24 protein-coding genes are annotated in these 25,854 nt (G+C 71.9%); 14 read left to right on the forward strand and 10 right to left on the reverse strand.

Translation table 11 applies throughout. From position 1 onward, the window contains the following. Window positions 1-19: 19 nt before the first annotated feature. Window positions 20-574 (forward strand): carboxymuconolactone decarboxylase family protein, encoded by a 555-nt coding sequence (locus ACIBEF_RS07500; protein WP_396792061.1) that lies wholly within the window; start codon window positions 20-22, stop codon window positions 572-574. A gap of 34 nt (window positions 575-608) precedes the next feature. Here the strand turns inward: ACIBEF_RS07500 and ACIBEF_RS07505 are convergent, their stop codons facing one another. After that, window positions 609-1,484 (reverse strand): alpha/beta fold hydrolase, encoded by an 876-nt coding sequence (locus tag ACIBEF_RS07505; RefSeq protein ID WP_396792063.1) that lies wholly within the window; start codon window positions 1,482-1,484, stop codon window positions 609-611. A 256-nt stretch (window positions 1,485-1,740) separates the two neighbouring features. On the opposite strand from ACIBEF_RS07505, the gene ACIBEF_RS07510 reads away from it, so the two are divergent. Together ACIBEF_RS07510 and mqnP are read left to right on the forward strand one after the other, a co-directional pair. Continuing rightward, window positions 1,741-3,201, forward strand: coding sequence for a menaquinone biosynthesis decarboxylase (locus ACIBEF_RS07510; RefSeq protein WP_124854289.1), 1,461 nt, complete (start codon window positions 1,741-1,743; stop codon window positions 3,199-3,201). Further along, window positions 3,201-4,112 carry a menaquinone biosynthesis prenyltransferase MqnP gene (gene mqnP, locus ACIBEF_RS07515; protein ID WP_396792065.1) on the forward strand — a complete coding sequence of 304 codons (912 nt, stop codon included), beginning with the start codon at window positions 3,201-3,203 and terminating at the stop codon, window positions 4,110-4,112. Before ACIBEF_RS07510 ends, mqnP begins: the two co-directional genes overlap by 1 nt. Here the strand turns inward: mqnP and ACIBEF_RS07520 are convergent. Continuing rightward, a complete protein-coding gene (locus ACIBEF_RS07520; protein ID WP_396792067.1) occupies window positions 4,101-5,087 on the reverse strand; it encodes a terpene synthase family protein in 987 nt (328 codons plus the stop codon). The two genes, mqnP and ACIBEF_RS07520, sit on opposite strands and share 12 nt — an antisense overlap. A 152-nt stretch (window positions 5,088-5,239) precedes the next feature. Between ACIBEF_RS07520 and ACIBEF_RS07525 the strand changes: the two genes are divergently transcribed. Continuing rightward, window positions 5,240-5,869: a UbiX family flavin prenyltransferase gene (locus ACIBEF_RS07525; protein WP_355004816.1), complete on the forward strand. Its 630-nt coding sequence runs from the start codon at window positions 5,240-5,242 to the stop codon at window positions 5,867-5,869. A gap of 144 nt (window positions 5,870-6,013) precedes the next feature. Here ACIBEF_RS07525 and ACIBEF_RS07530 read toward each other — a convergent pair whose 3' ends face one another. Further along, window positions 6,014-6,280 (reverse strand): BldC family transcriptional regulator, encoded by a 267-nt coding sequence (locus ACIBEF_RS07530; RefSeq protein WP_007454516.1) that lies wholly within the window; start codon window positions 6,278-6,280, stop codon window positions 6,014-6,016. Between the two features lie 270 nt (window positions 6,281-6,550). Here ACIBEF_RS07530 and ACIBEF_RS07535 point away from each other — a divergent pair, with 270 nt between their 5' ends. From ACIBEF_RS07535 to ACIBEF_RS07545, 3 genes are read left to right on the forward strand one after another with little or no spacing between them, the layout of a single operon-like run. Beyond that, entirely contained in the window at window positions 6,551-7,009 is a 459-nt protein-coding gene (locus ACIBEF_RS07535; protein ID WP_396792069.1) for an Lrp/AsnC family transcriptional regulator, read from the forward strand. A gap of 50 nt (window positions 7,010-7,059) precedes the next feature. Continuing rightward, entirely contained in the window at window positions 7,060-7,890 is an 831-nt protein-coding gene (locus tag ACIBEF_RS07540) for an SDR family NAD(P)-dependent oxidoreductase (protein WP_396792071.1), read from the forward strand. A 32-nt stretch (window positions 7,891-7,922) separates the two neighbouring features. Then, window positions 7,923-9,014, forward strand: a complete 1,092-nt coding sequence (locus ACIBEF_RS07545) for a PLP-dependent cysteine synthase family protein (protein ID WP_396792073.1) — start codon at window positions 7,923-7,925, stop codon at window positions 9,012-9,014. A gap of 93 nt (window positions 9,015-9,107) precedes the next feature. Here the strand turns inward: ACIBEF_RS07545 and ACIBEF_RS07550 are convergent, their stop codons facing one another. The 4 genes from ACIBEF_RS07550 to ACIBEF_RS07565 all read right to left on the reverse strand — a co-directional run bounded on the left by ACIBEF_RS07550 (window position 9,108) and on the right by ACIBEF_RS07565 (window position 15,229). Then, window positions 9,108-9,728 carry a putative glycolipid-binding domain-containing protein gene (locus tag ACIBEF_RS07550; protein ID WP_396792236.1) on the reverse strand — a complete coding sequence of 207 codons (621 nt, stop codon included), beginning with the start codon at window positions 9,726-9,728 and terminating at the stop codon, window positions 9,108-9,110. Window positions 9,729-9,830: 102 nt separating this feature from the next. Next, complete coding sequence (locus ACIBEF_RS07555; RefSeq protein ID WP_396792238.1) at window positions 9,831-11,693, reverse strand: DEAD/DEAH box helicase; 1,863 nt, start codon at window positions 11,691-11,693, stop codon at window positions 9,831-9,833. Between the two features lie 344 nt (window positions 11,694-12,037). Next, window positions 12,038-13,555, reverse strand: a complete 1,518-nt coding sequence (locus tag ACIBEF_RS07560; RefSeq protein WP_396792075.1) for a hypothetical protein — start codon at window positions 13,553-13,555, stop codon at window positions 12,038-12,040. Window positions 13,556-13,669: 114 nt separating this feature from the next. Next, complete coding sequence (locus ACIBEF_RS07565) at window positions 13,670-15,229, reverse strand: NlpC/P60 family protein (protein ID WP_396792077.1); 1,560 nt, start codon at window positions 15,227-15,229, stop codon at window positions 13,670-13,672. A 239-nt stretch (window positions 15,230-15,468) separates the two neighbouring features. On the opposite strand from ACIBEF_RS07565, the gene mqnE reads away from it, so the two are divergent. The 3 genes from mqnE to ACIBEF_RS07580 all read left to right on the forward strand — a co-directional run bounded on the left by mqnE (window position 15,469) and on the right by ACIBEF_RS07580 (window position 17,460). Further along, window positions 15,469-16,638, forward strand: a complete 1,170-nt coding sequence (gene mqnE, locus ACIBEF_RS07570; protein WP_091395685.1) for an aminofutalosine synthase MqnE — start codon at window positions 15,469-15,471, stop codon at window positions 16,636-16,638. A 23-nt stretch (window positions 16,639-16,661) separates the two neighbouring features. Continuing rightward, window positions 16,662-17,099, forward strand: coding sequence for a hypothetical protein (locus tag ACIBEF_RS07575; RefSeq protein ID WP_396792079.1), 438 nt, complete (start codon window positions 16,662-16,664; stop codon window positions 17,097-17,099). A gap of 73 nt (window positions 17,100-17,172) precedes the next feature. Next, window positions 17,173-17,460: a DUF4229 domain-containing protein gene (locus tag ACIBEF_RS07580; RefSeq protein WP_396792081.1), complete on the forward strand. Its 288-nt coding sequence runs from the start codon at window positions 17,173-17,175 to the stop codon at window positions 17,458-17,460. A gap of 87 nt (window positions 17,461-17,547) precedes the next feature. On the opposite strand, the gene ACIBEF_RS07585 is transcribed toward ACIBEF_RS07580, so the two are convergent. Beyond that, window positions 17,548-18,885 (reverse strand): C39 family peptidase, encoded by a 1,338-nt coding sequence (locus ACIBEF_RS07585; protein WP_396792083.1) that lies wholly within the window; start codon window positions 18,883-18,885, stop codon window positions 17,548-17,550. Between the two features lie 210 nt (window positions 18,886-19,095). Here ACIBEF_RS07585 and ACIBEF_RS07590 point away from each other — a divergent pair, with 210 nt between their 5' ends. From ACIBEF_RS07590 to ACIBEF_RS07605, 4 genes are all read left to right on the forward strand, one after another. Beyond that, entirely contained in the window at window positions 19,096-20,973 is a 1,878-nt protein-coding gene (locus ACIBEF_RS07590) for a M14 family metallopeptidase (protein ID WP_396792085.1), read from the forward strand. A gap of 354 nt (window positions 20,974-21,327) precedes the next feature. Next, the gene (locus ACIBEF_RS07595; protein WP_396792087.1) at window positions 21,328-22,257 is read left to right on the forward strand and encodes an ABC transporter substrate-binding protein; all 930 of its coding nucleotides are present in this window, start codon (window positions 21,328-21,330) and stop codon (window positions 22,255-22,257) included. Between the two features lie 121 nt (window positions 22,258-22,378). Then, on the forward strand, window positions 22,379-23,440 hold the full coding sequence (locus tag ACIBEF_RS07600) for a FecCD family ABC transporter permease (RefSeq protein WP_396792240.1): 1,062 nt from the start codon (window positions 22,379-22,381) through the stop codon (window positions 23,438-23,440). Continuing rightward, entirely contained in the window at window positions 23,437-24,240 is an 804-nt protein-coding gene (locus ACIBEF_RS07605) for an ABC transporter ATP-binding protein (RefSeq protein WP_396792090.1), read from the forward strand. The genes ACIBEF_RS07600 and ACIBEF_RS07605 overlap by 4 nt, the downstream gene beginning before the upstream one ends. Window positions 24,241-24,256: 16 nt before the next feature. Here the strand turns inward: ACIBEF_RS07605 and ACIBEF_RS07610 are convergent, their stop codons facing one another. Continuing rightward, complete coding sequence (locus tag ACIBEF_RS07610; protein ID WP_355004826.1) at window positions 24,257-25,021, reverse strand: VOC family protein; 765 nt, start codon at window positions 25,019-25,021, stop codon at window positions 24,257-24,259. Window positions 25,022-25,114: 93 nt separating this feature from the next. Beyond that, complete coding sequence (locus ACIBEF_RS07615; protein ID WP_396792092.1) at window positions 25,115-25,852, reverse strand: ABC transporter permease; 738 nt, start codon at window positions 25,850-25,852, stop codon at window positions 25,115-25,117. Window positions 25,853-25,854 lie beyond the last annotated feature (2 nt).

A 25,854-nucleotide genomic window follows, 5' to 3' on the forward strand; every position in this document is an offset into this window, starting at 1 on the left:
CTGTGGAAGGTAGGTAACCGTGCCCGTCTTCACCGCTCACACCGCCGAGACCGCGCCCCCCGCAGCCCGACGAGCCATCGAGGGCGTACGCGGCCGGTTCGGCTGGCTGCCCACGCCGGTGGCCCTGATGGCCGACTCGCCGCAGTTGCTCACCGGCTTCCTCACCGCCAGCGTGGGCTTCGAGCAGACCGACCTCGCCCCGCTGGAGCGGGAGGTGGTCATCCTGACGGTCTCCACCAGGCACGAATGCCATTTTTGCGTCGCCCTGCACAGCGGCAAGCTCACCCAACTCGGCGCGACCGCCGAACTGATCACCGCGCTGCGTGCCGGCTCGGCGCTACCCGAACCACGCCTGGAGGCGCTGCGTCGGTTCACACTGGCCGTGCTCGACCACCGGGGCGCAGTTCCGGACGACGAACTGAGCGATTTCCTGGCCGCCGGCTACCAGCCCCGGCACGCGCTGGACGTGGTGCTCGGCGTCGGCGCGTACACCATGTCCGCCTTCGCCAACCGGCTCACCCGGGCACCGCTCGACCCGCCACTGGCCGCCCACGCCTGGACGCCCGCCGCCTGACCTCTGACCCCTGCGGACACCTCCGGCCCCCTGCTCAGGACGCCTGGAGGAAGTCGCGCAGCAGGGCGAGCATCTCGTCCGGGCGCTCCTCGTACAGCCAGTGCCCGCAGTCCTGGATCACCTCGCCGCGCACCGAGTCGGCGTACCGGCGGACCTGCTCGGCGACCTGCCCGCCGAGGCTGGCCGCCGCCCCGACGGCCAGCACCGGCATGGTCAGCTTCGTGCCCCGGTACGCGGCGTTGTCCGCGATGTCCTGCTCGAACGCCCGGAAGTAGGCGAAGCTGGCCCGCAGATGCGCCGGGGCGCGCAGATGGCTGGCGAACTCCTCGATGTCGGGCGCGCTGATGCTGCCCTTGCGCACCATCAGCGCGTCGGTGAACCTGTCCACCCAGAGCGACTCCCGCCCGTCGACCAGTGCCTCCGGAAGCCCGTTGCCGAGTGAGAAGTAGCCGAAGTTCCACACCCCGGGCCCGGCCGAGGTGAGCGCGGGGAACGTGTAGATGCTCTCGTCGGGGATCGGCGCCTCGGTGAGCGCCAGCCGGCTCACCCGCTGCGGATGGGCGGCGGCGTACGCGTACGCCACCATGGTCCCCAGGTCATGCCCGACCAGTCGAAGGTCACTGACCAGGCCGAGCTGGTCGAGTAGTCCGTGCAGGTCGGCGGCGACCGTCTTCTTGTCGTACCCGCCGTCCGGGGCGTCGCTGCCCCCGAAGCCGCGCAGGTCGGGCGCGACCACGTCGAAGGAGCGCCCCAACTCGGGCAGTAGGTGCCGCCACATGTACCAGCACTGCGGGTACCCGTGCAGCAGCACCAGCGGCGGGCCGGCGCCCCCACGGACGTAGTTCATGGTGATCTGGCCGACCCGTGCCCGTTGCTCGGTGAACCCCGCCGGAACCCGTTCCACGCCCATCGCCGCCTCCGCCCGCCGTCCGTCCGCCGGGCTACCCGCTCAACCGGCCGCCATGCCCGCGAGGTTCGGGTCCTGCCGGTTGATCCACTCGCCTTCCTTAAAGTCGCGGTGTCCGGCGGCCTGGGACACCGCGACTTCCTGAAAGCCGAGTCGATCTAGGCGCGCCGCCCGCCGCCCGCCGCTGGCAGGGGGCGATCGCGAGCGTCACAGCACCCGGCTTGGGCCGTTCGGGAGCCGGTGCGGGAGACTGGGCGACATGGCGGCTCGTGGCTTCCCGTACACCGATCTCAAGGACTTCCTCGCGGCGCTGGAGCGCGCGGGGGAGTTGCGCCGGGTCGACGTCCCGGTCGACCCGACTCTGGAGATCAGCGAGGTGGTCACCCGCACGGTGCGGGCCGGCGGCCCGGCGCTGCTCTTCGAGCGTCCGACCCGGGGCGAGATGCCGGTGGCGATCAACCTGTTCGGCACCGAGAAGCGGATGGCGATGGCACTCGGGGTGGAGAACCTCGACGAGATCGGCGCGCGGATCGGCGAGATGCTCAAGCCGGAACTGCCACAGGGCTTCTCGGGCATGATGGGCGGGCTCGGCAAGGTCATGCAGCTCAAGTCCATGCCGCCGAAGAAGGTCAAGACGGCCCCCTGCCAGCAGGTGGTCTACCGCGGCGACGACGTCGACCTCAACCGGTTGCCCGGGCTGCAGGTCTGGCCGGGCGACGGCGGGATCTTCCACAACTTCGGGCTGACCCACACCAAGCACCCCGAGACGGGCAAGCGCAACCTCGGGCTCTACCGCCTCCAGCAGCACTCGCACAACACCATCGGCATGCACTGGCAGATCCACAAGAACTCCACGGCGCATCACGCGGTCGCCGAGCGGCTCGGGCAGCGCCTGCCGGTCGCGATCGCCATCGGTGCCGACCCCGCAGTCGCCTACTCGGCCAGCGCACCACTGCCCGCGGACATCGACGAGTACCTGTTCGCCGGTTTCCTGAGCGGCGAGCGGGTGGAGATGGTCGACTGCCTGACCGTGCCGCTGCAGGTGCCGGCGCACGCGCAGATCGTGCTGGAGGGTTACATCGAGCCGGGCGAGCGACTGCCGGAGGGGCCATTCGGCGACCACACCGGCTTCTACACGCCGGTCGAGCCGTTCCCGGTGATGCACATCGAAGCGATGACAATGCAGCGCAACCCCGTCTACCACTCGATCGTCACGTCGCAGCCGCCGCAGGAGGACCACGGCCTCGGCAAGGCCACCGAGCGGATCTTCGCACCACTGTTGCGCTTCCTGATCCCGGACATAGTCGATTACAACCTGCCCGCCGCCGGGGTCTTCCACAACTGCGCGATCGTGTCGATCCGTAAGCGCTACCCGAAGCATGCCCAGAAGGTGATGAACGCGATCTGGGGCGCACACATGATGTCGCTGACCAAGTTGATCGTGATCGTCGACGAGGACTGCGACGTGCACGACTACAACGAGGTGGCCTTCCGCGCCTTCGGCAACGTCGACTACTCGCGCGATCTGCTGCTCACCGAGGGCCCGGTGGACCACCTCGACCACGCGTCGTACCAGCAGTTCTGGGGCGGCAAGGCGGGCGTCGACGCGACCCGCAAGCTACCCACCGAGGGCTACACCCGCGGCTGGCCGGAGGGGATGAGCATGAGTCCCGAGGTCACGTCCCTGGTCGACAAGCGCTGGAAGGAGTACGGAATCTGATGGCCGTCATCGACGCACCGGCGGCGAAGCCGGGCCGGACCAGGTCCTTCCTGAAGCTCGTCGCCGTCGAGCACTCCGTCTTCGCGCTGCCGTTCGCGTTCCTCTCCGCGCTCGCCGCGATGCAGGTGTCCGGCGGGCGGGTACGGTGGCTCGACCTGCTGCTGATCACCGTGGCGATGGTCGGGGCGCGGACGTTCGCGATGGCCGCCAACCGGATCCTCGATCGCAAGATCGACGCGCGGAACCCGCGTACCGCCGGTCGGGAACTGGTCACCGGAGCGGTGAGCGTGCGGACGGCCTGGACCGGCGCGGCCGTCGCACTCGTGGTCTTCCTCGTCGCCGCCGCCCTGCTCAACCCGCTCTGCCTGGTGCTCGCGCCGCTCGCCGTGGTGCCGCTGGTCGTCTACCCCTACGCCAAACGGTTCACCAACTGGCCGCACGCCATCCTCGGTGTCGCCCAGGCGGTCGGCCCGGTCGGCGCCTGGCTGGCGGTCACCGGCACCCTGGACGGGTCCGGGCCGGCCTGGCTGCTCGGCGCGGCGGTGGGGCTGTGGATCGGCGGCTTCGACCTGATCTACGCCTGCCAGGACTCCGAGATCGACCGGGAGATCGGCGTGCACAGCGTGCCCGCCCGGTACGGTCGGCGCTTCGCGCTGCACGCCTCCTCTGTCGCGCACGTGGTGACCTTCGCGCTGTTCGTCTGGTTCGGTGCGCTCATCGGTCTCGGCTGGCTCTGGTGGATCGGGCTGGCGCTGACCGCCGTGGCGTTCGCCTACCAGCACCTGGTGGTCACCCCGACCGACCTCAGCAAGGTCAACCGGGCGTTCTTCACCGCGAACGGGTTCGTCGGCATCGCGCTGTTCTTCTTCGCCCTGCTCGACCTGGTGATCCGGCTCGGCCTACGGCCCTGAGGTCGGGGGGCTGGTGCTGACCGGGTAACGGGCGCTCTCGAAGGTCCAGTCGATGGTCCCGCGCACGGCGTTCGCGATCCCGTCGAGATGGTCGGCGACCGCCTCGTCCAACGCGGGGCCGAACGACGGCACCGCGGCTCGCAACGCGACGAAGCGCCGCATCGCCTCCCGCCAGTGCTCGGCAGCCCGCTCGGCCGCCTCCGCCTCCGCAACGCCCAGTTCGGCCTCGATGGCGAGGACGAGGTTGTGCCCGCCGGCGGTCACCCGGTCCCGTTTCAGCGAGGCCAGGTCGTTGTACCAGGAGAGCAGGTCGTTGCCGGTGCGGGCGATCTGACGCAGCAGCGGGTGGTGGTAGACCGGGTCGGGCAACGGCCGGCCGCTGACGAACTCCACGAGCGGGTACGACACCTCCGCCGCCGAGGTCGACCGACGTAGCTCGACGTACTCGTCCACGCTCGGACGGCGGCCGGCCTCCTTGGTGACGGCCTCCTGCCAGGTGCCGTCGAGGTGTCGGGCCACCGCGTCGGCGAAACGCTGCCGCCACCGTGCCGGCATCCGGCGGCGCGGCTCCCGCCACGCCAGCACCAGCAGTCGGCGCAGCGGGCCGGTCAGCCCCGCCTGCCGCAGTCGGGCGCCGTCGTGCAGGAGCGCCAGGGTGCCGTTGCGCAGCACCCGGATCTGCTCCGGCGTCAACCGGTCCGGCCCGTCGCAGGCGTCATCGACCAGGAAGAACCAGGTGAACATCGCGGCCAGCACCCGCAGGTCGGCTTCGGTCGCCGCCGGGTAGAGCCGCGCGGCGTACCGGGCGAAGGCGCCCTGGGACAGCCGGTGCAGCGCGGCGTCGTCCAGTGGAAGGCCGAGCCCGGGCAGCAGATCGAGCAGCCAGTCCTGCACACGATCGACGTGTGGTGGTGGAAGCCGGGGCGGGATCGGACATTCGGCACGCAGCGCCCGGAGGATCTCGCCGGTCGTCACCGATGCCTCCTCTTCGAGATGGATCCGGTGCGAATCGCCAGCGGCAGCATGTCAGGTCGACAGGTTGCGCCGGTGCCCCGCCCGACATGTCGGACCGGGCCAACCACGGGGGTGCCCACCAGCGGACCAGCCGGACCAGGCAGGCTGGGGGCATGCGGGAACCATGGGTGGTCGGGGTCTCCGGTGCCTCCGGCACGCCGTACGCGGCGGCCGTCATCGGCGGACTGCTCGACGCGGGCGAGCCGGTGGACCTGATCGTGTCCCGGGCGGCGCGACTCACAGTGCTCGACGAGACCGGCCGCCCCTTCCGTGACGGGCACTGGGCCGAGGACCTCGCCGCCTGGCTGGATCGGGACCTGACCGCGGCCGATGTGCGGCACTGGCCGGCCGGCGACCTGGCCGCCGGGCCGAGCAGTGGCTCCTACCGGGTACGCGGAATGGCAGTGGTCCCGGCCAGCACGGCCGCCTGCGCGGGCATCGCGATCGGGCTCTCCAAGGACCTGTTGCAGCGTGCCGCCGAGGTCAACCTCAAGGAACGCCGTCCCGTGGTGCTGGTCCCCCGGGAGACACCGGTGACCCGCAGCCACCTGGAACACCTCATCGCCCTGCACGACGCGGGCGCGGTGGTGCTGCCGGCCAGCCCCGGCTTCTACGGTGCCGGGGCGGCGGCCAGCGCGCAGCAACTGGTCGACTTCGTGGCCGGCAAGGTGCTGGACGCGCTCGGCGTCCCGCACACCCTGTTCCGGCGGTGGTCCGGCCAGCTCGGCGCGGCCCGGAGCTGAACCGTCCCGGCCGTGCTGTGCCGTTTCGCTCGCGCTGGGCATGGTTGTGCTGCTCAGCACGAGCGGTGCTGCCGCCCGGCGGTTGGCCGAAGCGGGACGCGGACCGGACTGGTGTCCGGTCCGCGTGGCGTTGTCCGCACCAGTTCAGTACATGCCGGCGTTGGCCGGACCCGGCCCCGTGGATGCTGCCGGCCCCACATTGCGTGGCTTACCGACCTCATCCACTTCGTCCAGCATGCCCTCCCCCTCAAGCAGGGCTCGCACCTCGGATTCCCGAAACCGGCGATGCCCGCCTGGAGTCCGGATGCTTCCTATCCGGCCGGCCGCCGCCCATCTCGTCACAGTTTTCGGGTCTACCCGAAACAGCGCGGCGACCTCACCCGGTGTCAGCAGGCGATCTCCAGTGTCCACAGCCCCCTCCTCGCGTCGACGAAGCCCCCGGCTGAACACACTGCCCCCGGCTGGTGCGTAGCCCAGAGCCGTCATGAGGGACGTATGGCAATTACAGCACCAGGGACATGGCCTGTCCGCCCAAACGCGAAAAATGCACTGAGTGGGGAGTTAGTAATGTTACTGGTGCTACCTCGACCCTGACCGGCGGTTTATGAACAGTGACTCACCGCTCAGTCCAACGGGTGCTGAAGGCCGCACGTTACGCGTCAGCGGTTAAGGTGACTCTCTGTGGATGCCATCGACCTGAGCCTCGTCGACCTGCTGCGCGGCAACGCCCGCCTCTCGTACGCCGAGTTGGCCCGTCAGGTGGGTCTCTCGGCGCCGGCCGTGCACGAGCGGGTCGGCAAGCTGGAGGGCAGCGGCGTCGTCCGGGGCTACCGCGCGGACGTGGCTCCGGAGTCGATCGGGTTGGGTGTCACGGCGCTGATCGGCATCGTCGAGGACTCCGGTGCCGACAGCGACGACATGCTGGAGTCGCTGCGGGTGCTGCCCGAGATCGAGTCCTGCTACTTCATGGCCGGCGTGGAGTCGTTCCTGCTCAAGGCGCGGGTCGGCACGATCGCCGAGCTGGAGCAGTTGATCGTGCGATTGAACCGGACGCCGGGGGTGGCCTCCACCCGTACCGCCATCGCGCTCTCCACGAAGTGGGAGAACCGCCCCCAGCCGGTCGGCCCGCCCGCGGCCTGACCGCCGCGTACCCCTGGTGTCGCCCGGGCGGCCGGCGGTAGCGTGCGCCGATGACCCAGCCGGCGCGTCCCGTGGCCGTGGTGACCGGCGCTGCCGGCGGCCTGGGCCGTGCCATCGCCACCGCGCTGCACACCGACGGTTGGTCGGTGCTGCTCACCGACCTCGACCCGGTGGCGGTCCAGAGCGCCGCCGCGCCGCTCGGCGGCTGGTCGGCCGCCCTGGACGTCCGGGACGAGGCTGCCTGCGCCGCCGTCGCCGCGACCGCGGCAGGCCGGGGTGACCTCGCCCTCTGGGTCAACAACGCCGGCATCCTGGTCACCGGTGCGTCGTGGGAGCACGACGCCGCGACCCGCCGCCGGCTGCTCGACGTGAACACCCACGGGGCCATGAACGGCACCCTCGCCGCGCTGACCGTGATGCGCGCCCAGGGCCACGGCCACGTGCTCAACGTCGTCTCGCTGGCCGGGCTGGTCGCCGCCCCCGGCGAGACGGTGTACGCGGCCAGCAAGCACGCTCTGCTGGCCTTCAGCCTCGGCACCCTGTCCGACCTACGGATGGCCGGGTACCGGCGGGTGCACGTCTCCTGCCTCTGCCCGGACGGCATCTGGACCCCGATGCTGCACGACCGGCTGGACGACCCGGGGGCCGTGGCCTCGTTCACCGGATCGATGCTGACCGCGCAGCGGGTGGCGGCGCGGGCCGTCCGGCTGGCCCGCCGGCCACGTCCGGTGGTCAGCCTGCCCCGCTGGCGGGGAGCGCAGGTGCGCCTGTTGGACGCACTGCCCAGGCTGGCCGTCGCACTCACCCCGATCGTCCGGGCCGCCGGCCGTGCCGGTCAGCGCCGCCAACGCCGCAGGTCAACGCCGCCGGACCCGCGCTGACCACCCCCGGCCCGCTTGCTAGGTTTCCGAGCGTGACTCATCTCGACCGGTGCGACGAATCCAGCCGAACCTGGGTGACCGAGGCGATCGCCGCCGTCGAGGCAGACGCCAACCGGTCCGCCGACACCCACCTGCTGCCGTTCCCGCTGCCCAGGGAATGGGGGATCGACCTCTACCTCAAGGACGAGTCGTCACACCCCACCGGCTCACTGAAGCACCGGCTGGCCCGTTCACTGTTCCTCTACGGGCTCTGCAACGGCTGGATCGGGCCGCGCACCACGATCGTCGAGGCGTCGTCGGGTTCCACGGCGGTCTCCGAGGCGTACTTCGCCCGGATGCTGGGCCTGCCGTTCATCGCGGTGATGCCCGCCTCCACCTCGCCCGAGAAGATCACGCAGATCGAGTTCCAGGGCGGCCGGTGTCACCTGGTCGACGACCCGGCGAGCGTGGTGGTCGAGGCCCGGTGGCTCGCCGAGGACTCCGGCGGGCACTTCATGGACCAGTTCACCTACGCCGAGCGGGCGACCGACTGGCGGGGCAACAACAACATCGCCGAGTCGATCTACGCGCAGTTGGAGCTGGAGCGGCACCCGATCCCCGCCTGGGTCGTGGTGGGCGCCGGCACCGGGGGCACCAGCGCGACCATCGGCCGCTACGCCCGGTACCGCCGGCTCGCCACCAAGCTCTGCGTCGTCGACCCGGAGAACTCGGCGTTCTACCCGGCCTGGCTGGCCGCCGACTGGTCGGTACGCACCGGGAAGGGCTCCCGCATCGAAGGGATCGGCCGGCCCACCGTGGAGGCGTCGTTCCTGCCCTCGGTGGTGGACCGGATGGTCCAGGTGTCGGACGCGGCGTCCCTGGCCGCCATGCGCGCCGGCTCGGCGCTGCTCGGCCGCCGGGTGGGCGGGTCCACCGGCACCAACCTGTGGGGCGCGTTCGGACTGATCGCCGCGATGCTCGCCGAGCGTCGGACCGGCTCGGTGGTCACCCTGATCTGCGACCCGGGCGACCGGTACGCCGACACGTACTACGCCGACGACTGGGTGGCCGCCCAGGGCCTCGACCTGGCTCCACACCTGGCCACCATCGACCGCTTCCTGGCCAGTGGGACCTGGCCCGCCTGAGGCGGTCAGCGGAGCCCGGCCAGCCCGGGCCGTCAGCGGGGCCTGACCCACCCAGGGTCGGTCGGCCGAGCCCCTGGCCCGCCACGACGCTGGTCAGCGCGGATCGATTCGTTCGGCCAGCCCGGGGTAGCGCACCACGTAGCCGCTGTCGTCCAGATCGATGTCGGCGGTGAAGGTGCCGCTGGCGAAGCGCACCCGACCGGGCCCGCGGCCGGTGTAGACCTGCTCGGCCGGCACCACCTCCAGGCCGGGCAGCAGCACCCAGGCAACCGTGATCCGGTGCGCCACATCGGCCGGCTCCGCCGCCATCCGAAGCCGGTGGACCGGCAGGGTGTTGAACAGCGGCGAACCGCTCAGGTCGACGTCGAGCGCGTCGGCCAGCCGGTCCGGGTCGTCCGTACCCGGCAGACCGGCCCGGGGATGACCGGCCGCGACCAGCGCGGCGTCCAGGTCGCCCTGCTCGGCGGTGGTCACCCGCCAGCGGCCGGCGGCCCGATCCAGGGTCACCCGGCGCAGCCAGCCGAGACCCTCTGCCTCGACCTCTACGCGGGTGGTGGCCCAGTCCGGGGTGGTGGTCAGCTGATAGCGGGCGGTCCACGGGATCGGGTCCACGGCGAGCAGAGTGCCCCGGGCCGCCAACCCGTGGCCGTCGTCGAGCAGAACCTGCTCGCTGCCGGCGGTGTCCGTACGGGACCAGAAGATCGACTTCGGCATGGTCGGCATGAGCCGGACGTTACGCGACCCGCTCGGTATCGGCAGGGCATGCGCGAACGCCGCCGCGAAGCCGGGGCTTCACGACGGCGTTCGGTGGATCAGTCAGTAGGTACGAGCTGCCGGTCGCCCGCCGAAACCGCGTCGGTCGTCACGCGGGCGGTCCTCGCGGGGCCGGTCGTCGCGGGGCCGGTCGTCCCGGACCCGGCTCTCCGGGCGGAACCCACCCCGAGCGTCCCGGTCGCCGAAGCGCCGTTCACCCTGCGGCCGGTCGCCGAAGCGCCGCTCGCCGGTCGGTCGGTCGCCCCGACCGTCGCGGTCACCGAACTGCGGCCGGTCGCCGTACCGGCGCTCGCCCTGCGGCCGGTCGCCGTACCCCCGGGTGTCCCGATCGGCGTAACGCCGCTCGCCCTGCGGCCGGTCGCCGTAGCTCCGGTCACCCTGCGGCCGGTCGCTGTGCTGCCGGTCGCCGAAGCGCCGCTCGCCCTGCGGTCGGTCGCTGTAGCTCCGCTCGCCCTGCGGGCGGCCGCCGTAGCTCCGGTCACCCTGCGGGCGGTCGCCATAGCGGCGCTCGCCGGTGGGCCGGTCGCCGAAGCGGCGCTCGCCCTGCGGACGGTCGCTGTAGCTCCGGTCACCCTGCGGACGTCCGCCATAGCTCCGGTCACCCTGCGGGCGGTCACCGAAGCGGCGCTCGCCGGTGGGCCGGTCGCCGTAGCGGCGCTCGCCCTGCGGGCGGTCACCGAACCGGCGCGGTCCGCCCGAGCGGTCGCCGTAGCCCCGGGCCTCCGCCTCGACGCGGACCGGGACGCCGCTGGGCTCGCGGGCGCCGACCAGCTCGGCCAACGCCGCGTCCCCGACCCGGACCCGGGTCTCGGCCGGCGCGACGCCGGCCTTCTCCATCATCGCCAGGGTGGTACGGCGCTGCTTGGGCAGCACCAGCGTGGCGACCGCGCCCGACTCGCCGGCCCGGGCGGTACGCCCCGCGCGGTGCAGGTAGTCCTTGGGGTCCTTCGGCGGGTCGACGTGCAGCACCAGGGTGACCCCGTCGACGTGGATGCCTCGCGCCGCCACGTCCGTGGCGACCAGCACGTTCATCCGGCCCTCACGGAACTCGGCGAGCGTCTTGGTGCGCATCCGCTGGGTCTTGCCGCCGTGCAGCCCACCGGCGCGTACGCCGACGGCCGCGAGCTGCTCGACCAGCCGGTCCACACCGAGCTGCGTGCGGGCGAAGACCATGGTCCGGCCGTCCCGGGCGGCGATCGAGGCCGCCACCGGGAACTTCTCGTGCGGCGGGATCAACAGCATGTGGTGGTCCATGGTGGACACCGAGGCGGTGGAGGGCGCCGTGGAGTGGGTGACCGGGTCGGTCATGAACCGCTTGACCAACGCGTCGACGTCACCGTCCAGGGTGGCCGAGAAGAGCAGCCGCTGACCGTTCGCGGGCGTCTTCGCCAGCAGATCGGTCACCTCGGGCAGGAAGCCCATGTCGGCCATCTGGTCGGCCTCGTCGAGCACCGTCACCTCGACGTCGTCGAGCTGGCAGATGCCCCGCTCGATGAGGTCGCCGAGCCGGCCCGGGGTGGCCACGATGATCTCCACGCCGCGGCGCAGCGCGTCGATCTGACGGTCGTAGGGAACGCCGCCGACGGCCGTCTTGAGGAAGATGCCGACGGACTTGCCCAACGGCACCAGGGCGTCGTTGACCTGCATGGCCAGCTCGCGGGTGGGCACCAGGACCAGGGCGCGCGGACGCATCGGCCGGGCCCGGTTGCGGTTGGCCAGCCGGGCGATCATCGGCAGACCGAAGGCGAGCGTCTTGCCCGACCCGGTCTGCCCGCGGCCCAGCACGTCGCGGCCGGCGAGCGCGTCCGGAACGGTGGCCCGCTGGATCTCGAACGGGCTGGTGATGCCCTGCTGGGCCAGCGCGCGGACCAACTGCTCCGGAAGGCCGAGAACGGCGAAGCTCATCGGCTCGGCGGTCTCGGTCTGAGCGGTCGCTACCGCAGGGGTGCCGGCCTCGCTCGGGGCGACGTCGAGCTGCTCCCGGGCGGCGTCGGCCGCCGGGACTGAGTTGAAAACGGACGTAACGGTGCTGTGGTCAGCAGAGGTGGTCAACAAAAACCTTTCGAGCGGGGCGCATCTTCGCGATGGCCTGCCGCGGCTGTGCCGCCGGATCGCCCGCAAGATCGCCCAGGGGCGCACACCACGCGCGCCGGGTCAGTGATCTCAACCAGTGTACGGCGGTCTGGCGAAGCCGCCAGTCGCCTGACCGACCGTAGTGGGCGGACTCACCATCGCCGGCGCTCGCTGGCTCACCCGTTGAGCACGCTGCCCACCAGACCGTCCAGGGCGTCGCCGGCCAGCAGGACGACCATGACACTGATCGCCACCAGCAGCCCCAGAGCGGCGGCCAGGACGATCATCACCCGGGCGTTACTGGACCGCTCGGCCGGCGCGTCGGACCACCCCTGGGCCAGGATGTGCCCGGTCAGCGAGCCGGAGGTCTCCACCGCGTTGGCGGGTATCGCGACAGTGGTGAAGCCGGCGCCCTCGCCGTTGCCGTAGACGGTGCCAGCCAGGTCGGTGCGGTTGTCGCGCCGTCCACCACGGGCGCCGGCAGCGTCCCGTCCGGCGGAGCCACCCGGCGGGCCGCTCGGTGGCGCGGTCACCCGCGAGTTTCCGGCGTTCCCGGTCGGCGAAGGTGCCCCGGCGGTGGACGGTGGCCAGCTCGGCAGTGCTGGTGCGGGCACCACCGGCGGCGCGGAGACGGCTGCACCGGCCCATCCGGCACCGGACGTCGGGCGGGTCGCCCCGGCGGGGGACGACCACCCGGCCGGTGGTGCGGAGACCGAGGCGCTGGCCCGTACGCCGGGCGTGTCGGTCATCGCGGGCGGCGGCGGAAACGGCGGTGCCGGCATCGGGCCGGGCGGGGCCGGTGGTGCCGGCACCGGCGGACCGGGCGGCGGCAGCGGCGGGCTCGGGACGGGCGGCGTCGGCGGGCCGGGGATGGGCGGCATCGGCGAGGGCGGCGGGGACGGCGGGCCCGGAACGGGGGGAACCGGACCGGGCGGCGGCGTCGGTCGGGGACCCGGCGTCGGCGCCGGACCGGGCGGGTACGGACCCGGGGCCGGCGCGGGCTCCGGTTCCGGTGGCGACGGCTGGGTCGGCCCGGGGCCGGGTGGCGTGGGGTCCGGCTCCGGCTCCGGAGTCGACGGCGTCGGAGGTTGGGCCGGCTCGGCACCCACCGGCGCGGCTCGATACACGGCGGGCGCGCTCTCGCGACGGTCCGGGGTGCCCAGGGCGCTGGCAGTGCCCCGGCTGCTGCTCGGGACCGTGGCGCTGGCCCGGGCCGGCGCGGAGGAGTCGCTGCGCTGGCCCGGCAACGACACGTCGGCTGGGCTGGCCGAGCCGGTCGCCCGGTAGGTGGTCGCGGTGACCGGAGCGCTGGCCGGCAGGTCACTGCGGAGAGCGCCGGCTGTCACGACGCTGGCACGAGCCCGTACCGGTGCCGCCGCCGCGCTCTGGCGCTCGTCGCCGGCCGCCGCGTCGTCATCGGCGTCGGTCGAGTCGCCAGCGACGACCGCTGCCGTGCCACCGCCGACCGGACCGCTGACCGCCGGGGCGGCGTCGCTGTCGGCGGAGCCGGCGTCCATCGAGCTGGTGTCGCTGCCTGTCGAGCTGGTGGCAGCCGGGCTGGCGTCGCTGGCAGCCACCGGCTCGGCGGTGTCCGGCCCCGGTGGGCCGGGCTGGTCGACGGTGTCAGGCCCTGGTGGGCCGGCCTGGTCGACCACGGGGTCGACAGTCTCCGCCGGATCTCTCTGCTCGGCCATTTCCGCCCTCCGCGCCGTGCTCGCACCCGGACCCGTGACGTCGGGTCGGATGTGCCTGGTTGTCACGGTGCCACAGATCTTCCCGAGCGGACAGCCGGAGCCGGTCGTGGCGGATCAGCCCGTGGCGCTGGGGCTGCCCGTCGCGCTGCCACTGCTCGACGCGCTCGTGCTGGCCTTCGGCGTGGTCGTCGCCGGCGCGCTGGCCGGCGCGCTGGTCGTTGCCGGGGGCACTGTCGTCGGAGGGTTGCTCGCAGTGCTCGACGGCTTCGGCGTGGTGCTGCCGGTCGGCGTGGGCGTCGGGGTGGTCGTCAGCGTCGGCGTCGGCGTGGGCGTCGCGCTCTCGGTGGGCTTCGGGGTGGTGGTCTTCGTCGGCGACGGTGTCGGCGTCGGCTTGGTGGTCTTCGTCGGCGACGGGGTGGGCTTCGGGGTCGAGACGGGCGGGGTCGGGTTGGTCACGACCGGTGCCGGCACCGCGCCGATCACCCGGGTGGCGGCGTACAACCGGGACCAGCGGACGACCGAGATCTTGACGACGTCGCCAGTGGTGGGCGACTGCACCATCTTGCCGTTGCCGATGTACATGGCGACGTGGTGGATCGACGTCCAGCTGCTGCCCGAGGCGAAGAAGAGCAGGTCGCCGGGGAGCAGCGCGCTCTGCGGGACGGTACGGCCCCGGGTGGCGGCGTACTGGTCGCGGGAGACCCGTGGCAGGTCGAAGTAGTCGGCGCCGGGGGACCGGTACGCGGCCCACATCAGGCCGGAGCAGTCGAACTGGTTCGGCCCCTCCTCGGACCACTTGTAGTCGTCGCCGAGCTGGGCGAGCGCGTACCGGACCGCGGCCAGTGCCCGGGGGTGCGCGGCCATGCCGCTGATGCTCTGGTTGGAGACGTAGCCGGCGCCGATCTGCTGCTCGGCGGCTTCCTGCTGACGTTCGATCTCGATCAGCGCGGCGGCGTTGTCCCGGCGCAGCTTGAGCAGGCTCGCCTCGGCGGTGCGCAGCGCCGTCTCACCGGCGGTGAACTCCGCCTCGGCGGCGACCAGCAGATCCTTGGCCTGGCTGTGCTTCTGGTACGCGGCCTGCTCGCCCGCGCGGGCCCGGGACAGCTCCCCGGCCACGCCGGTGGTGCCGCCGTCGACCTTCTCGCCACGGCTGATCGCCTGGAGGCGGCTGAGCCCGCGGATGTCCTGGGCGAGCTCGCCCGGCGGCAACGCGGCGGCGGCCTTGACGGCCTCGGTGGCGGCGGTGTCGGCCGACTGCTGGGCCCGGAGCAGGGCGTCCTGCGCGGTTGCCAGCGCCTTGCCGGCCGCGTCGAGCTGCGCCTGCGCGTCGACGCGTTTCTGCCGCCTCACCAGCAAATCCTCGCCGAGCGCCCCGACCTGGACCTCGCCGGCGGAGATCGCGGTGGCCAGCGGACCGTTGCCAACGTTGACCACCGGAGGGGCGGGCACGCCGGCGACCGGCGCGCTGCCGGGCAGTTGGAGCGAGCCGGTGACCGCCGGGCGCGAACCCGTGTCCGGAACCGTGGTCGGCACGCCGGGCTCCGCGTACGCGGGGGTGGCCAGCACGGCTGCGGCGATCGCGCCGAGCAGGGCGGCCCAGAGCTTCGGACGCAGGACCGGCGAGATCACCGGGCTCCGTCGTCGCTGCCGTCGCCCGCGCCCGCTGTAGACCATGCCGCTCCCCGTCCAACCACTCGTCGCCGCGCTCGGTGGGCGCGACCGCCGGGACGGTACCAGTGTGTGTGTTCCGCCCCACCTTGTTACTACCGCACCGCGCCACTCATGTCGATGTGTTGTCGGGTTACGGGAGGCTGAGAGTCTGGTGAGGTGGGTCGCTGCCAGCGACCGTGCCGCCGGGCCCGTCGGTGTCGCGACGTACGCTCGATCCGGACCGCAGGTGGAAGGGACGTGCCATGGACGCCGGACTCAAGCGTGAGCTCGAAGCGAAGGTGTACGCCGGTGAGCGGCTGACCCGGGAGGACGGGGTCGCCCTCTACGAGAGCGACGACCTGACCTGGCTGGGGCGGCTGGCGCACCACAAGCGCACCGAGCTGAACGGCGAGCGGGTGATGTTTAACGTCAACCGGCACCTCAACCTGACGAACGTCTGCTCGGCGTCCTGTGCGTACTGCTCGTTCCAGCGCAAGCCGGGCGAGAAGGACGCGTACACGATGCGCATCGACGAGGCGGTCCGCAAGGCCAAGGAGATGGAGGACGAGCAGCTCACCGAGTTGCACATCGTCAACGGCCTGCACCCCACGCTGCCCTGGCGCTACTACCCCAAGGTGCTGCGCGAGCTGAAGGCGGCGCTGCCGAACGTCAAGCTCAAGTGCTTCACGGCGACCGAGGTGCAGTGGTTCGAGAAGATCAGCGGCCTGAGCGCCGACGAGATCCTCGACGAGCTGATGGACGCCGGTCTGGAGTCGCTGACCGGTGGCGGCGCGGAGATCTTCGACTGGGAGGTCCGACAGCACATCGTCGACCACGCCTGCCACTGGGAAGACTGGTCGCGCATTCACGCCCTGGCGCACAGCAAGGGCATGAAGACCCCGGCGACGATGCTGTACGGCCACATCGAGGAGCCCCGGCACCGCGTCGACCACGTGCTTCGGCTGCGCGAGTTGCAGGACGAGACCGGCGGCTTCGCGGTCTTCATCCCGCTGCGCTACCAGCACGACTTCGTCGACTCGGCGGACGGCAAGATCCGCAACCGGATCCAGGCGCGCACCACGATGGCCTCGCCGGCCGAGTCGCTGAAGACGTTCGCCGTCTCCCGGCTGCTCTTCGACAACGTGCCGCACCTGAAGAACTTCTGGGTGATGCACGGGCTGTCGGTTGCTCAGCTCTCGCTGAACTTCGGCGTGGACGACCTGGACGGCTCCGTCGTCGAATACAAGATCACCCACGACGCCGACTCGTACGGCACCCCGAACACGATGCACCGGGACGACCTGCTGCACCTGATCTGGGACGCCGGCTTCCAGCCCGTCGAGCGGGACACCCGCTACAACGTGGTCCGGGAGTACGACAAGGCCCCGTCGCTGGCCGAGCGGCGCGCCGAGCCGCAGCAGGTCTGGGCCTGAGCCACCACGTACCCTCGCAGTCGATGACCGAGCAACGAGGACCTGAGCCGCAGAGCGGGTTTCCCCGCCGGGACGCCGAGGGCCGCATCCGTACCCTGGGCGATCTGCTCGGGGTGTGCCTGGCCGGCCTGGTCATCGGCGTGCTCGCGTTGGTGTTGTTCGACTGGGCGTTCGCCTCGATCGGCGCCGGCGACTTCGGGCACACGAACGGTTGGCTGGCGGTGATCCTGCCGGCCTGGCTGTTCTGGGACGACTTCCGGGCCTGGGAGTTCGGCGCGGCCCGGGTGGTGGCGGCGGTGGTCGCCGCTGCCGTCGGGGTGCTCGCGGGGTTGCTGATCGCCGGTCTGGGTGCGGGGTTGCCGCCGCTGCTCTCCGGGGCGTTGGCGGCGGCGGCGTTCACGGTGGCGTACGCGGCCCTCTGGTTCCCGGGTGTCCGCTGGCTGGCCCGCCGGACCGGCTGACCGCGACCGCCCGTCGGGCGGCTCGACCCTCCCGCCGGCAGTGGCGGGCGACGGAGAGAACGGAGTGGTGCGGGTGAGTGCCGCGCTCAAGTACACGCTGGGCCGGATCGGGCTGTTCGTCGCCGTGCTGGCGGGCCTCTGGCTGGTCGACATGAACGTGTTCCTGAAGCTGATGCTGGCGCTGGTGTTCTCCGCCGCGCTCTCCTTCTTCCTGCTGCGGGGTTGGCGGGACGAGATGGCCGGGGAGATCGCCGAAGCAGCCGAGCGCCGCCGCACCGAGAAGGAACGCCTCCGTTCCGCCCTGGCCGGCGAAGACCAGACCCCCACCGACCCCACCCAGCCCCCCGACTCCCAGCGTTGATCATGAGGTTATTGCCACGACACGCCGGGTAGTCGGGCAATAACCTCATGATCAACCGCTCGGGGGGTGGGGCCGGCCGGGTTGGGCCTACCAGTTGGTGGAGCCGGGGAGCTTGGGCCAGGGCTTTGAGATCGGCTTGATCAGGTACGCGATGCCGCCCGAGCCGCCGGAGACGCCGCCGCTGGCGTTGGTGCGCTTGGTGCGCAGCCAGATCTGCTCGAACTGCGCACGCTTGTAGACGTTGCGCACGACGTCGTTGCTGGACGAGGCCGGGTCGTTGACGATCACGTCGCCGTCGGCGGTGAAGCCGACCACCACGAAGAGGTGCCCGGAGGTGCCGTAGTTCGCCCCGTCCAGCTCACTGGCGAGGAATGACTGGCTGGTCACGACGGGGATGCCGGCGGCGATGAAATGCTCCAGCTCGTCCAGCGAGTGCAGCCGGGTCACCCGGCCCTCCAGCCCGGGGAAGCTGGCCGCGTACGCGGTGTTGAACGGCCAGTTGCCCGCGCCGTCGTACGCGTAGTCGTAGGTCATCCGGGCGGCGTGGTTGACGGTCGGGTCGGGGTAGGTCGGGTCCACCCAGGAGGTGTCGGCCGCCGACGGTCGGCGACCCCAGTACTCGACGACCATCTCCGTCGAGGTGGGTGAGCACCACGCCTCGCCGCCGCCGTCGTACTCGGGGTAGTGCCCGGAGTGCACGTTCTGCGAGTAGCGCGGCACCGGCAGTTCCCGGCCCCAGGCGATGTGTCCGGCGCTCGGTGGCACCGTGAACCGGTCCGGCACCGTGGAACTCATCGCGCCGAGCATCCGGACCACCGGGGCGGCGCTCTGCCCGGGAGCGCGGTAGAGGGTCAGCTTGAGCTGGTACGACCGCAGCAGCACCCCGGCGGTGGCGTCGTCGATGCTGAAGGTGTCGGTCCAGATCGTCGACCAGGGGTCGCCCTGCCGGTTGACGCTGGTCCGCCGGATGTCGGTGTCGCCGGACGCCCAGCGACCCAGGACGTACCACGGGGTCTGGTCGCCGCTCGTGTAGCTGCCCTGCATCTCCACCTGGATCCAGGTGCCGGCGGGCGTCTCCGCGTTCCAGGAGGCGATCAGTTCGGTGGCGTCGAACCCGACCCGGGTCACCGGCGAGGTCCAGGTGCCGTACTCCCAGGTGCGGGTGGTGCCGGTGTGCGGGTCCGCGTACTCGGTGGTGCCGGCCGGGCGGGCCAGGGTGACGCCCGATCGGGCGCCGGGCACGACGCGGGTGCCGGCTTGGCTGCCCCGGTGCCAGTCGGCGGGCCCGGACCAGTCCTGGTAGGTGATCTGCTCGTCGTGGGCGGGGGCGGGCGGGTGCGCCGCCAGTGCGGGTGTGGCGCTGGTGAGCAGGGTGAGCGTGGTGACGCCGGCGAGGGCGGCCGCGCACAGGCGGGGTCTGGCCATGGGTGCTCCGCGGTGTCGAGGGGGCATCGTCGCTGGTCAGTTTTCCGCTTGGAGGGAAGTTTCGCCAGATGTTGATAGCTGGAAAATCATTGCCGCCATGATGATCCGCCTGGGATGGCCAACGCAACGATCAATATTGATATGACCATGTGACAGGTGGTGAAGTGTCCTTCACCGAGCGGGATCTCCCGCCCGTCGAGGAGGTAGTCCATGGCCCTCCGCACGCCCATCCCCCTCCGCCGTGTCCTGGTGCTCGCTGTCGTCACCGGGCTGGGCATCGTCACCGTCGCCGCCGGCCCGGTCGCCGCCCGACCGGCACCGGACCGCACCGCCGAGCAGGCCGCCGCCGGCTACCGGGTGCTCGGGCCCCGGACCCTCGCCGACCGCAACGCGGTGGCCCGCACCGGAGCCGCCATCGACTACTCCGAACACGGCGTGCTGCACATCTCGGCCACCGCGGCCGAGGCCGCCGCGATCGGCAAGCTCGGCTTCCGGTTGGAGCCGCTCGCCCCGCCGCCCAACGCCGAACGCGGCGCTGGCGACTTCGGCGCGCTGGCCTTCCCGCCGGCCGACTCGAACTACCACGACTACGCGGAACTGACCGCCGTCGTGAACCAGGTCGTCGCCGACCACCCGGCGATCGCCCGCAAGATCAGCATCGGTTCGTCGTACGAGGGCCGCGACCTGATGGCCGTGAAGATCTCCGACAACGTCGGCACCGACGAGAACGAGCCGGAGATCCTGTTCAACTCCCAGCAGCACGCCCGTGAGCACCTGACCGTCGAGATGGCGATCTACCTGCTCAACCTCTTCACCGACAGCTACGGCAGCGACTCCCGGATCACCAACATCGTCAACGGCCGGGAGCTCTGGATCGTGCCGACGGTCAACCCGGACGGCAGCGAGTACGACATCGCCACCGGGTCGTACCGGTCCTGGCGCAAGAACCGGCAGCCCAACAGCGGCTCGTCCAACGTCGGCACCGACCTGAACCGCAACTGGTCCTACAACTGGGGATGCTGCGGCGGCTCGTCCGGCACCACCTCGTCGGAGACCTACCGGGGGCCGTCGGCGTTCTCCGCGCCCGAGACGCAGGCGCTGCGCAACTTCGTCAACGGCCGGGTCGTCGGCGGTGTGCAGCAGATCAAGGCCAACATCGACTTCCACACGTACTCGCAGCTGGTGCTCTGGCCGTACGGCTACACCACGGCGAACACCGCGACCGGGATGAGCGCGGACCAGTACAACACCTTCGCCACCATCGGTCAGCAGATGGCGGCCACCAACGGCTACACCCCGGAACAGTCGAGCGACCTCTACATCACCGACGGAGACAGCCTCGACTGGATGTGGGCGACCCACAACATCTGGGCGTACACCTTCGAGATGTACCCGGGCTCGTCCGGCGGCGGCGGCTTCTACCCGCCCGACGAGGTGATCCCGGCGCAGACCTCGCGCAACCGGGACGCGGTGCTGCTCCTCAGTGAGTACGCCGACTGCCCGTACCGGGCCATCGGGAAGCAGGCGCAGTACTGCGGCGGCGGTGGCGGCACCACTGTCTGGTCGGACACCTTCGAGACCGCCACCGGCTGGACCATCAACCCGTCCGGCACCGACACCGCCACCCTCGGCGCGTTCGAGCGGGGCGCCGCCCAGGCGACCACGTCCTCCGGAGCCAAGCAGCTCACCCCGTACGCCGGGTCCAACGACCTGGTCACCGGCCGGCTCGCCGGCTCGGCGGCCGGTGACTACGACGTGGACGGCGGAGTGACCAGCGCCCGGTCGCCGGCGGTGACCCTGCCGTCGTCCGGCACGCTGACCCTCTCGCTCGCCTGGTACCTGGCGCACGGCTCGAACGCCTCGTCGGCGGACTACCTGCGGGTGAGCGTGGTGCACAACGGCGGCACCACAGCGCTGCTCACCCAGGCCGGCATGGCCAGCAACCGTAACGGAACCTGGGCGGTAGCCAGCCTCAACCTCACCCCGTACGCCGGCCAGTCGGTCCGGGTGCTCGTCGAGGCGGCGGACGCGTCCGGAGCCAGCCTGGTGGAGGCGGCTGTGGACAACGTCACCATTACTTCCTCCTGATCGGGTGGGGCCCCGTCCCGCCCCGGCGGGGCCCCACCACCCGCTCCTGAGCCTCCAGATCCGGGACAAACCCCTCGTGCGCCAGGGCTCTGCGATCGACCCACGCTGATCGGCCCTTGATCGATCCGGCACGTCCCGGCGGTGCGCTACCGTCTTAGCGACCAGTCCGCAGCGAAGCCGGTGCTCATCCCGGCGCTGTCCCGCAACTGTGATGCCCCACCGGTCGGTGGGGACGAGCCAGGTCGCCTACGGATCGGTCGCGAAACGCGCTCTCGAGGAAGGGCGCCTCGTGGGCGGGCGTACGAAAGTCCCTGTCGGCGAAGCACCACACTCCTCGACCGACAGGAGGCCCCCATGAACAGACGTACCCCTCGGATCTTCGCGGCGACCCTCGCGGTCGCCGCGCTCGCCCTCGGCGCCTGCGCCGAGAAGGCCGACGACAAGCCGAGCGCCGGCACCGCTGCTGCCGCGTACCCGGTCACCGTCGGCGCGCTCACCCTCGACAAGCGCCCCGAGAAGATCGTCGTGTTGTCGCCCACCGCCACCGAGATGCTCTTCGCGATCGGTGCCGGCCCGCAGGTGACCGCCGTCGACGACCAGTCGAACTACCCGGCCGACGCGCCCAAGACCGACCTCTCCGCCTTCCAGCCCAACGCCGAGGCGATCGCCGGCAAGAACCCTGACCTGGTGGTGCTCTCCGACGACCGCAACAAGATCGTCGAGCAGCTCGGCAAGCTGAAGATTCCGGTGTACCAGACCCCGGCGGCGGTCACGCTCGACGACTCGTACCGGCAGATCACCGAGCTGGGCACGCTGACCGGTCACGTCGACCAGGCCACCGACGTCGCCACCCGGATGAAGGACGACATCGCCAAGCTGGTCAAGGACCTGCCGCAGCGCGCCGAGAAGCTCACCTACTTCCACGAGCTGGGCCCGGAGCTGTACAGCGCCACCAGCAAGACCTTCATCGGCTCGCTCTACAGCCAGGCCGGCCTGACCAACATCGCCGACCCGGCCGACGCGGACGGTAAGAACTTCGGCTACCCGCAGCTGTCCCAGGAGATCATCGTCAAGGCCGACCCGGACTTCGTCTTCCTGGCCGATGCCAAGTGCTGCCAGCAGAGCGCCGACACCGTCAAGGCGCGCAGTGGCTGGGCCGGCCTCACCGCGGTGAAGAACAACCAGGTCGTCGCCCTCGACGACGACATCGCCTCCCGCTGGGGCCCACGGGTCGTGGACCTGCTCCGGGTCATCATCGACGCGGTCGCCAAGGTGCCCGCGTGACCGTCGTCCGTCGGTGACCGGGCCTCGACAGGTGTCTGATCCGGCACCAACCGGTCAGCCGACCGAGCCGCCGCCGTCATCCCCGCGGGCCGAGCCACGTTCTCCGGCCCGGCCCGCCGGGCTGCCGTCCGGGGCCCGGCCCGCGGGGCTGCGCCTGCGGTGGCTGGTCGCGGGCCTGGTGGCGGTGCTCGTCGCGCTCGTCGTCGGGGTGTCGCTCGGCCCGGTGAGCCTGCCCCCGGGCAGCGTCGCCGCCGAGCTGCTCAACCTGTTTCCCGGGGTGCACCTCGACAGCGGGCTGACCGAACGTGAGATCGCGATCGTCACCGAGCTGCGCCTGCCCCGGGTGGTGCTGGGCCTGCTCGTCGGCGGTCTGCTCGCCCTCGCCGGTGGTTGCTACCAGGGCGTGTTCCGCAACCCGCTGGCCGACCCGTACCTGCTCGGGGTGGCCGCCGGCGCCGGCCTCGCGGTCACCGCGGCGATCGCCCTCGGCGGCGCCGGCCGGCAGGGCACGCTCTCCGGGTTGCCGATGACCATTCCGCTGGCCGCCTTCGCCGGTTCGCTGCTCGCCGTCACGATGACCTACGTGCTCGGCGCGGCCGGTGGGCGACGCGGGTCACCGGCCATGCTGATCCTGGCCGGGGTGGCGGTCTCCGCGTTCCTCTCCGCCGGGCAGACGTACCTCCTGCAACGCAACGCCGACAGCATCCAGCCGGTGTACTCCTGGTTGCTCGGCCGGCTCGCCACCGCCGGTTGGCACGACGTGCTGCTGGTGCTGCCGTACGCCGCGCTGACCACCGTGGTGGTGCTGCTGCACCGCCGCGAGCTGGACGTCCTCGCGGTCGGCGACGACGAGGCGAGAAGTCTGGGCCTGCACCCGCAGCGCACCCGGTACCTGTTGATCGCCGCCGCCTCGCTGGGCACCGCCGCGGCGGTCTCCGCGACCGGCCTGATCGGCTTCGTCGGCATCATCGTGCCGCACACCGTCCGGCTGCTCGCCGGGTCCAGCTACCGGGTGATCCTGCCGATGTCACTGCTGTTCGGCGGCGCGTTCCTGGCGCTGACCGATGTGGTGGCCCGCACCGCCGCCGCTCCGTCCGAGCTGCCCATCGGAGTGGTGACCGCCCTGCTGGGCGGCCCGTTCTTCGTCCTCGTGCTGCGGACCGCCCGGCGAGCGCTCACGTGAGCCGCGAACCCGCCGCCGGCACGCCGGCCGTCGAGGTGCGCGGGCTGCACGTCGACCTCGGTGGCACGCCGATCCTGACCGGCGTCGACCTCACCGTCGCCGTCGGCGAGTGGGTCACCGTGATCGGCCCGAACGGCGCCGGCAAATCCACCCTGTTGCGCGCCGTCGGCGGCCTGCTGCCCGCGCCGAAGGCGATCACTCTCTTCGGTACGCCGAGCGCCGCGCTGCGCCGTCGGGACCGCGCCCGGGTGGTGGCCACTGTGGCGCAGTCCCCGGTGGTGCCGCCCGGCATGTCGGTGCTGGACTACGTGCTGCTCGGCCGCACCCCGTACATCCCGACCCTGGGCCGGGAGTCGACAGCCGACGTCGACGCCGTGCACGAGGTGCTGGGGCGGTTGGACCTCGCCGGCTTCCACCGTCGCGAACTGGCCACCCTCTCCGGCGGCGAACGGCAGCGGGTGTTCCTCGCCCGCGCGCTCGCCCAGGGCGCGACGCTGCTGCTGCTCGACGAGCCGACCAGCGCGCTCGACATCGGCCACCAGCAGGACGTGCTCGAACTCGTCGACCAGCTGCGCCGGGAGCACGGCCTGACCGTCCTGGCCACGATGCACGACCTCTCCCTGGCCGGGGAGTACGCCGACCGGATGGTGATGCTCGCCGCCGGTCAGGTGGTGGCCGCCGGAACTCCGACCGAGGTGCTGACCGAGGAACTGCTCGCCACCCACTACCGGGCCAGCGTCCGGGTGGTCCCCGGCGCCCACGGCCCCCTGGTGGTCCCCGTCCGCCCCACCCGCCCCTGAGCAGGGGGGCGCTGGGTCAGGGGCCCAGGTCGATGACGGAGAAGAGGGCGCCCTGGGGGTCGCGGAGGGCGGCGAAGCGGCCCGCGGGGATGTCGCGCGGCGGGACCAGGATCGTTCCGCCCAGCTCGGCGGCGCGGGCCGCCGCGGCGTCCGCGTCGGCCACCGCGAAGTACACCGTCCAGTACGCGGGCAGGTCGGCCGGGAAGTCGTCGGCCAGCGGCGGCATCATCCCGGCGACGATCTGCGTCCCGAGCCGCCACCCCGTGTACGTCATCGCGCCCACCGCCTGGTCGTCGGGCTGCCAGCCGAACACCAGCTCGTAGAAGACCTTCGCGCCCTCGGGGTCGGGGGTGACCAGCTCGTTCCAGCTCATCGCACCGGGCACGTTGAACACCTCGGCACCGGCCATGGCCAGTGGCTGCCAGACGCTGAACGTGGCACCGGCCGGGTCGGCGAAGACCGCCATCCAGCCCCTGTCGAAGACCTCGAACGGTGGTACGACGACCTGCCCGCCGGCCCGTTCGACCCGGCCGGCGACCAGCTCGGCGTCGTCGGTGGCGAGGTACGTGGACCAGATCGGGATCTGGTCCGGGATCGCGGGCGGGCCGGCGCCGGCCACCGGCTTGCCGTCGAGCAGGAAGACCGTGTAGCCGCCCGCCTCGGGTTCCGGGGTGACCCGGCCGGTCCAACCGAACAGCTCCGGGTAGAAACGCCGCGCGTCGGTCAGGTCCGGGGTGGCCAGGTCGGCCCAGCAGGGCGTACCCGGCGGGACGGTGCTCACGTCAAGACCCCTCTCGGCCCGGCGGCCACGGCGGCCCCCTGCCGGAATCCTGGCACCGTCCCGCCGCGGCCCGGGGCGGAAACGGACGAATCGTCAGCTGAACCGGCGACCCTCATCCCGTCGGTACGCCCAGCCGGCGAGCGCGGCGAGCAGCACCACCCAGACACCGAGCATGATCAGTGCCAGCGGTTCCACGTCGTAGTCGGCCACCGACGCCCACATCAGTTCGGCCGCGCCCCGGGTCGGCAGGTACGGCGCGATCGTCTCGATGAACCCGGGCGCGTCGCCCGGCGCGGAGAGCAGTCCGCCGCCGAACGCCAGCGGCAGGAAGATCAGCTGTGCCACCACGATCGCCGCCTTGCTCGGCAGCAGGTAGCCGATGGCGAGCCCCATCAGCGTGAACGGCACCGAGATGACGGCCACCGTCCCGAGAGCCAACAGGAACGCCGCCGGCGTGACCTGGGCCGAGGTCAGCGTCGCGCCGATCACCACGACCGGGATCAGCGAGAGGTAGGTCAGCGCCAGGCCGGCCAGCACCCGGCCGGCGAACCGCGGGGCCGGCCCGGTCGGCAGGGTCCGGGTGTACGGGTTCCAGGGCTGGTCGCGGTCCTCGGCGACGCCGACGCCGTACTGGAAGATGTTGGCGCTCATCACCGAGAAGGTGACCATCGACGCGGTGGCGTAGGTGGCACCGACCGGATCGTCACCGGCGAACGGCACCACGAAGAAGATCATGGAGGCGGCCGGGAAGAACGCGCTGCCGAAGACGGCCACCGGAATCCGGATGATCTCCAGGAGCTGGTAGCGGGCGTGGACCAGGGCGAGCTGCACGG

Source organism: Micromonospora sp. NPDC050795, from assembly GCF_044456785.1.
GTDB lineage: Bacteria > Actinomycetota > Actinomycetes > Mycobacteriales > Micromonosporaceae > Micromonospora.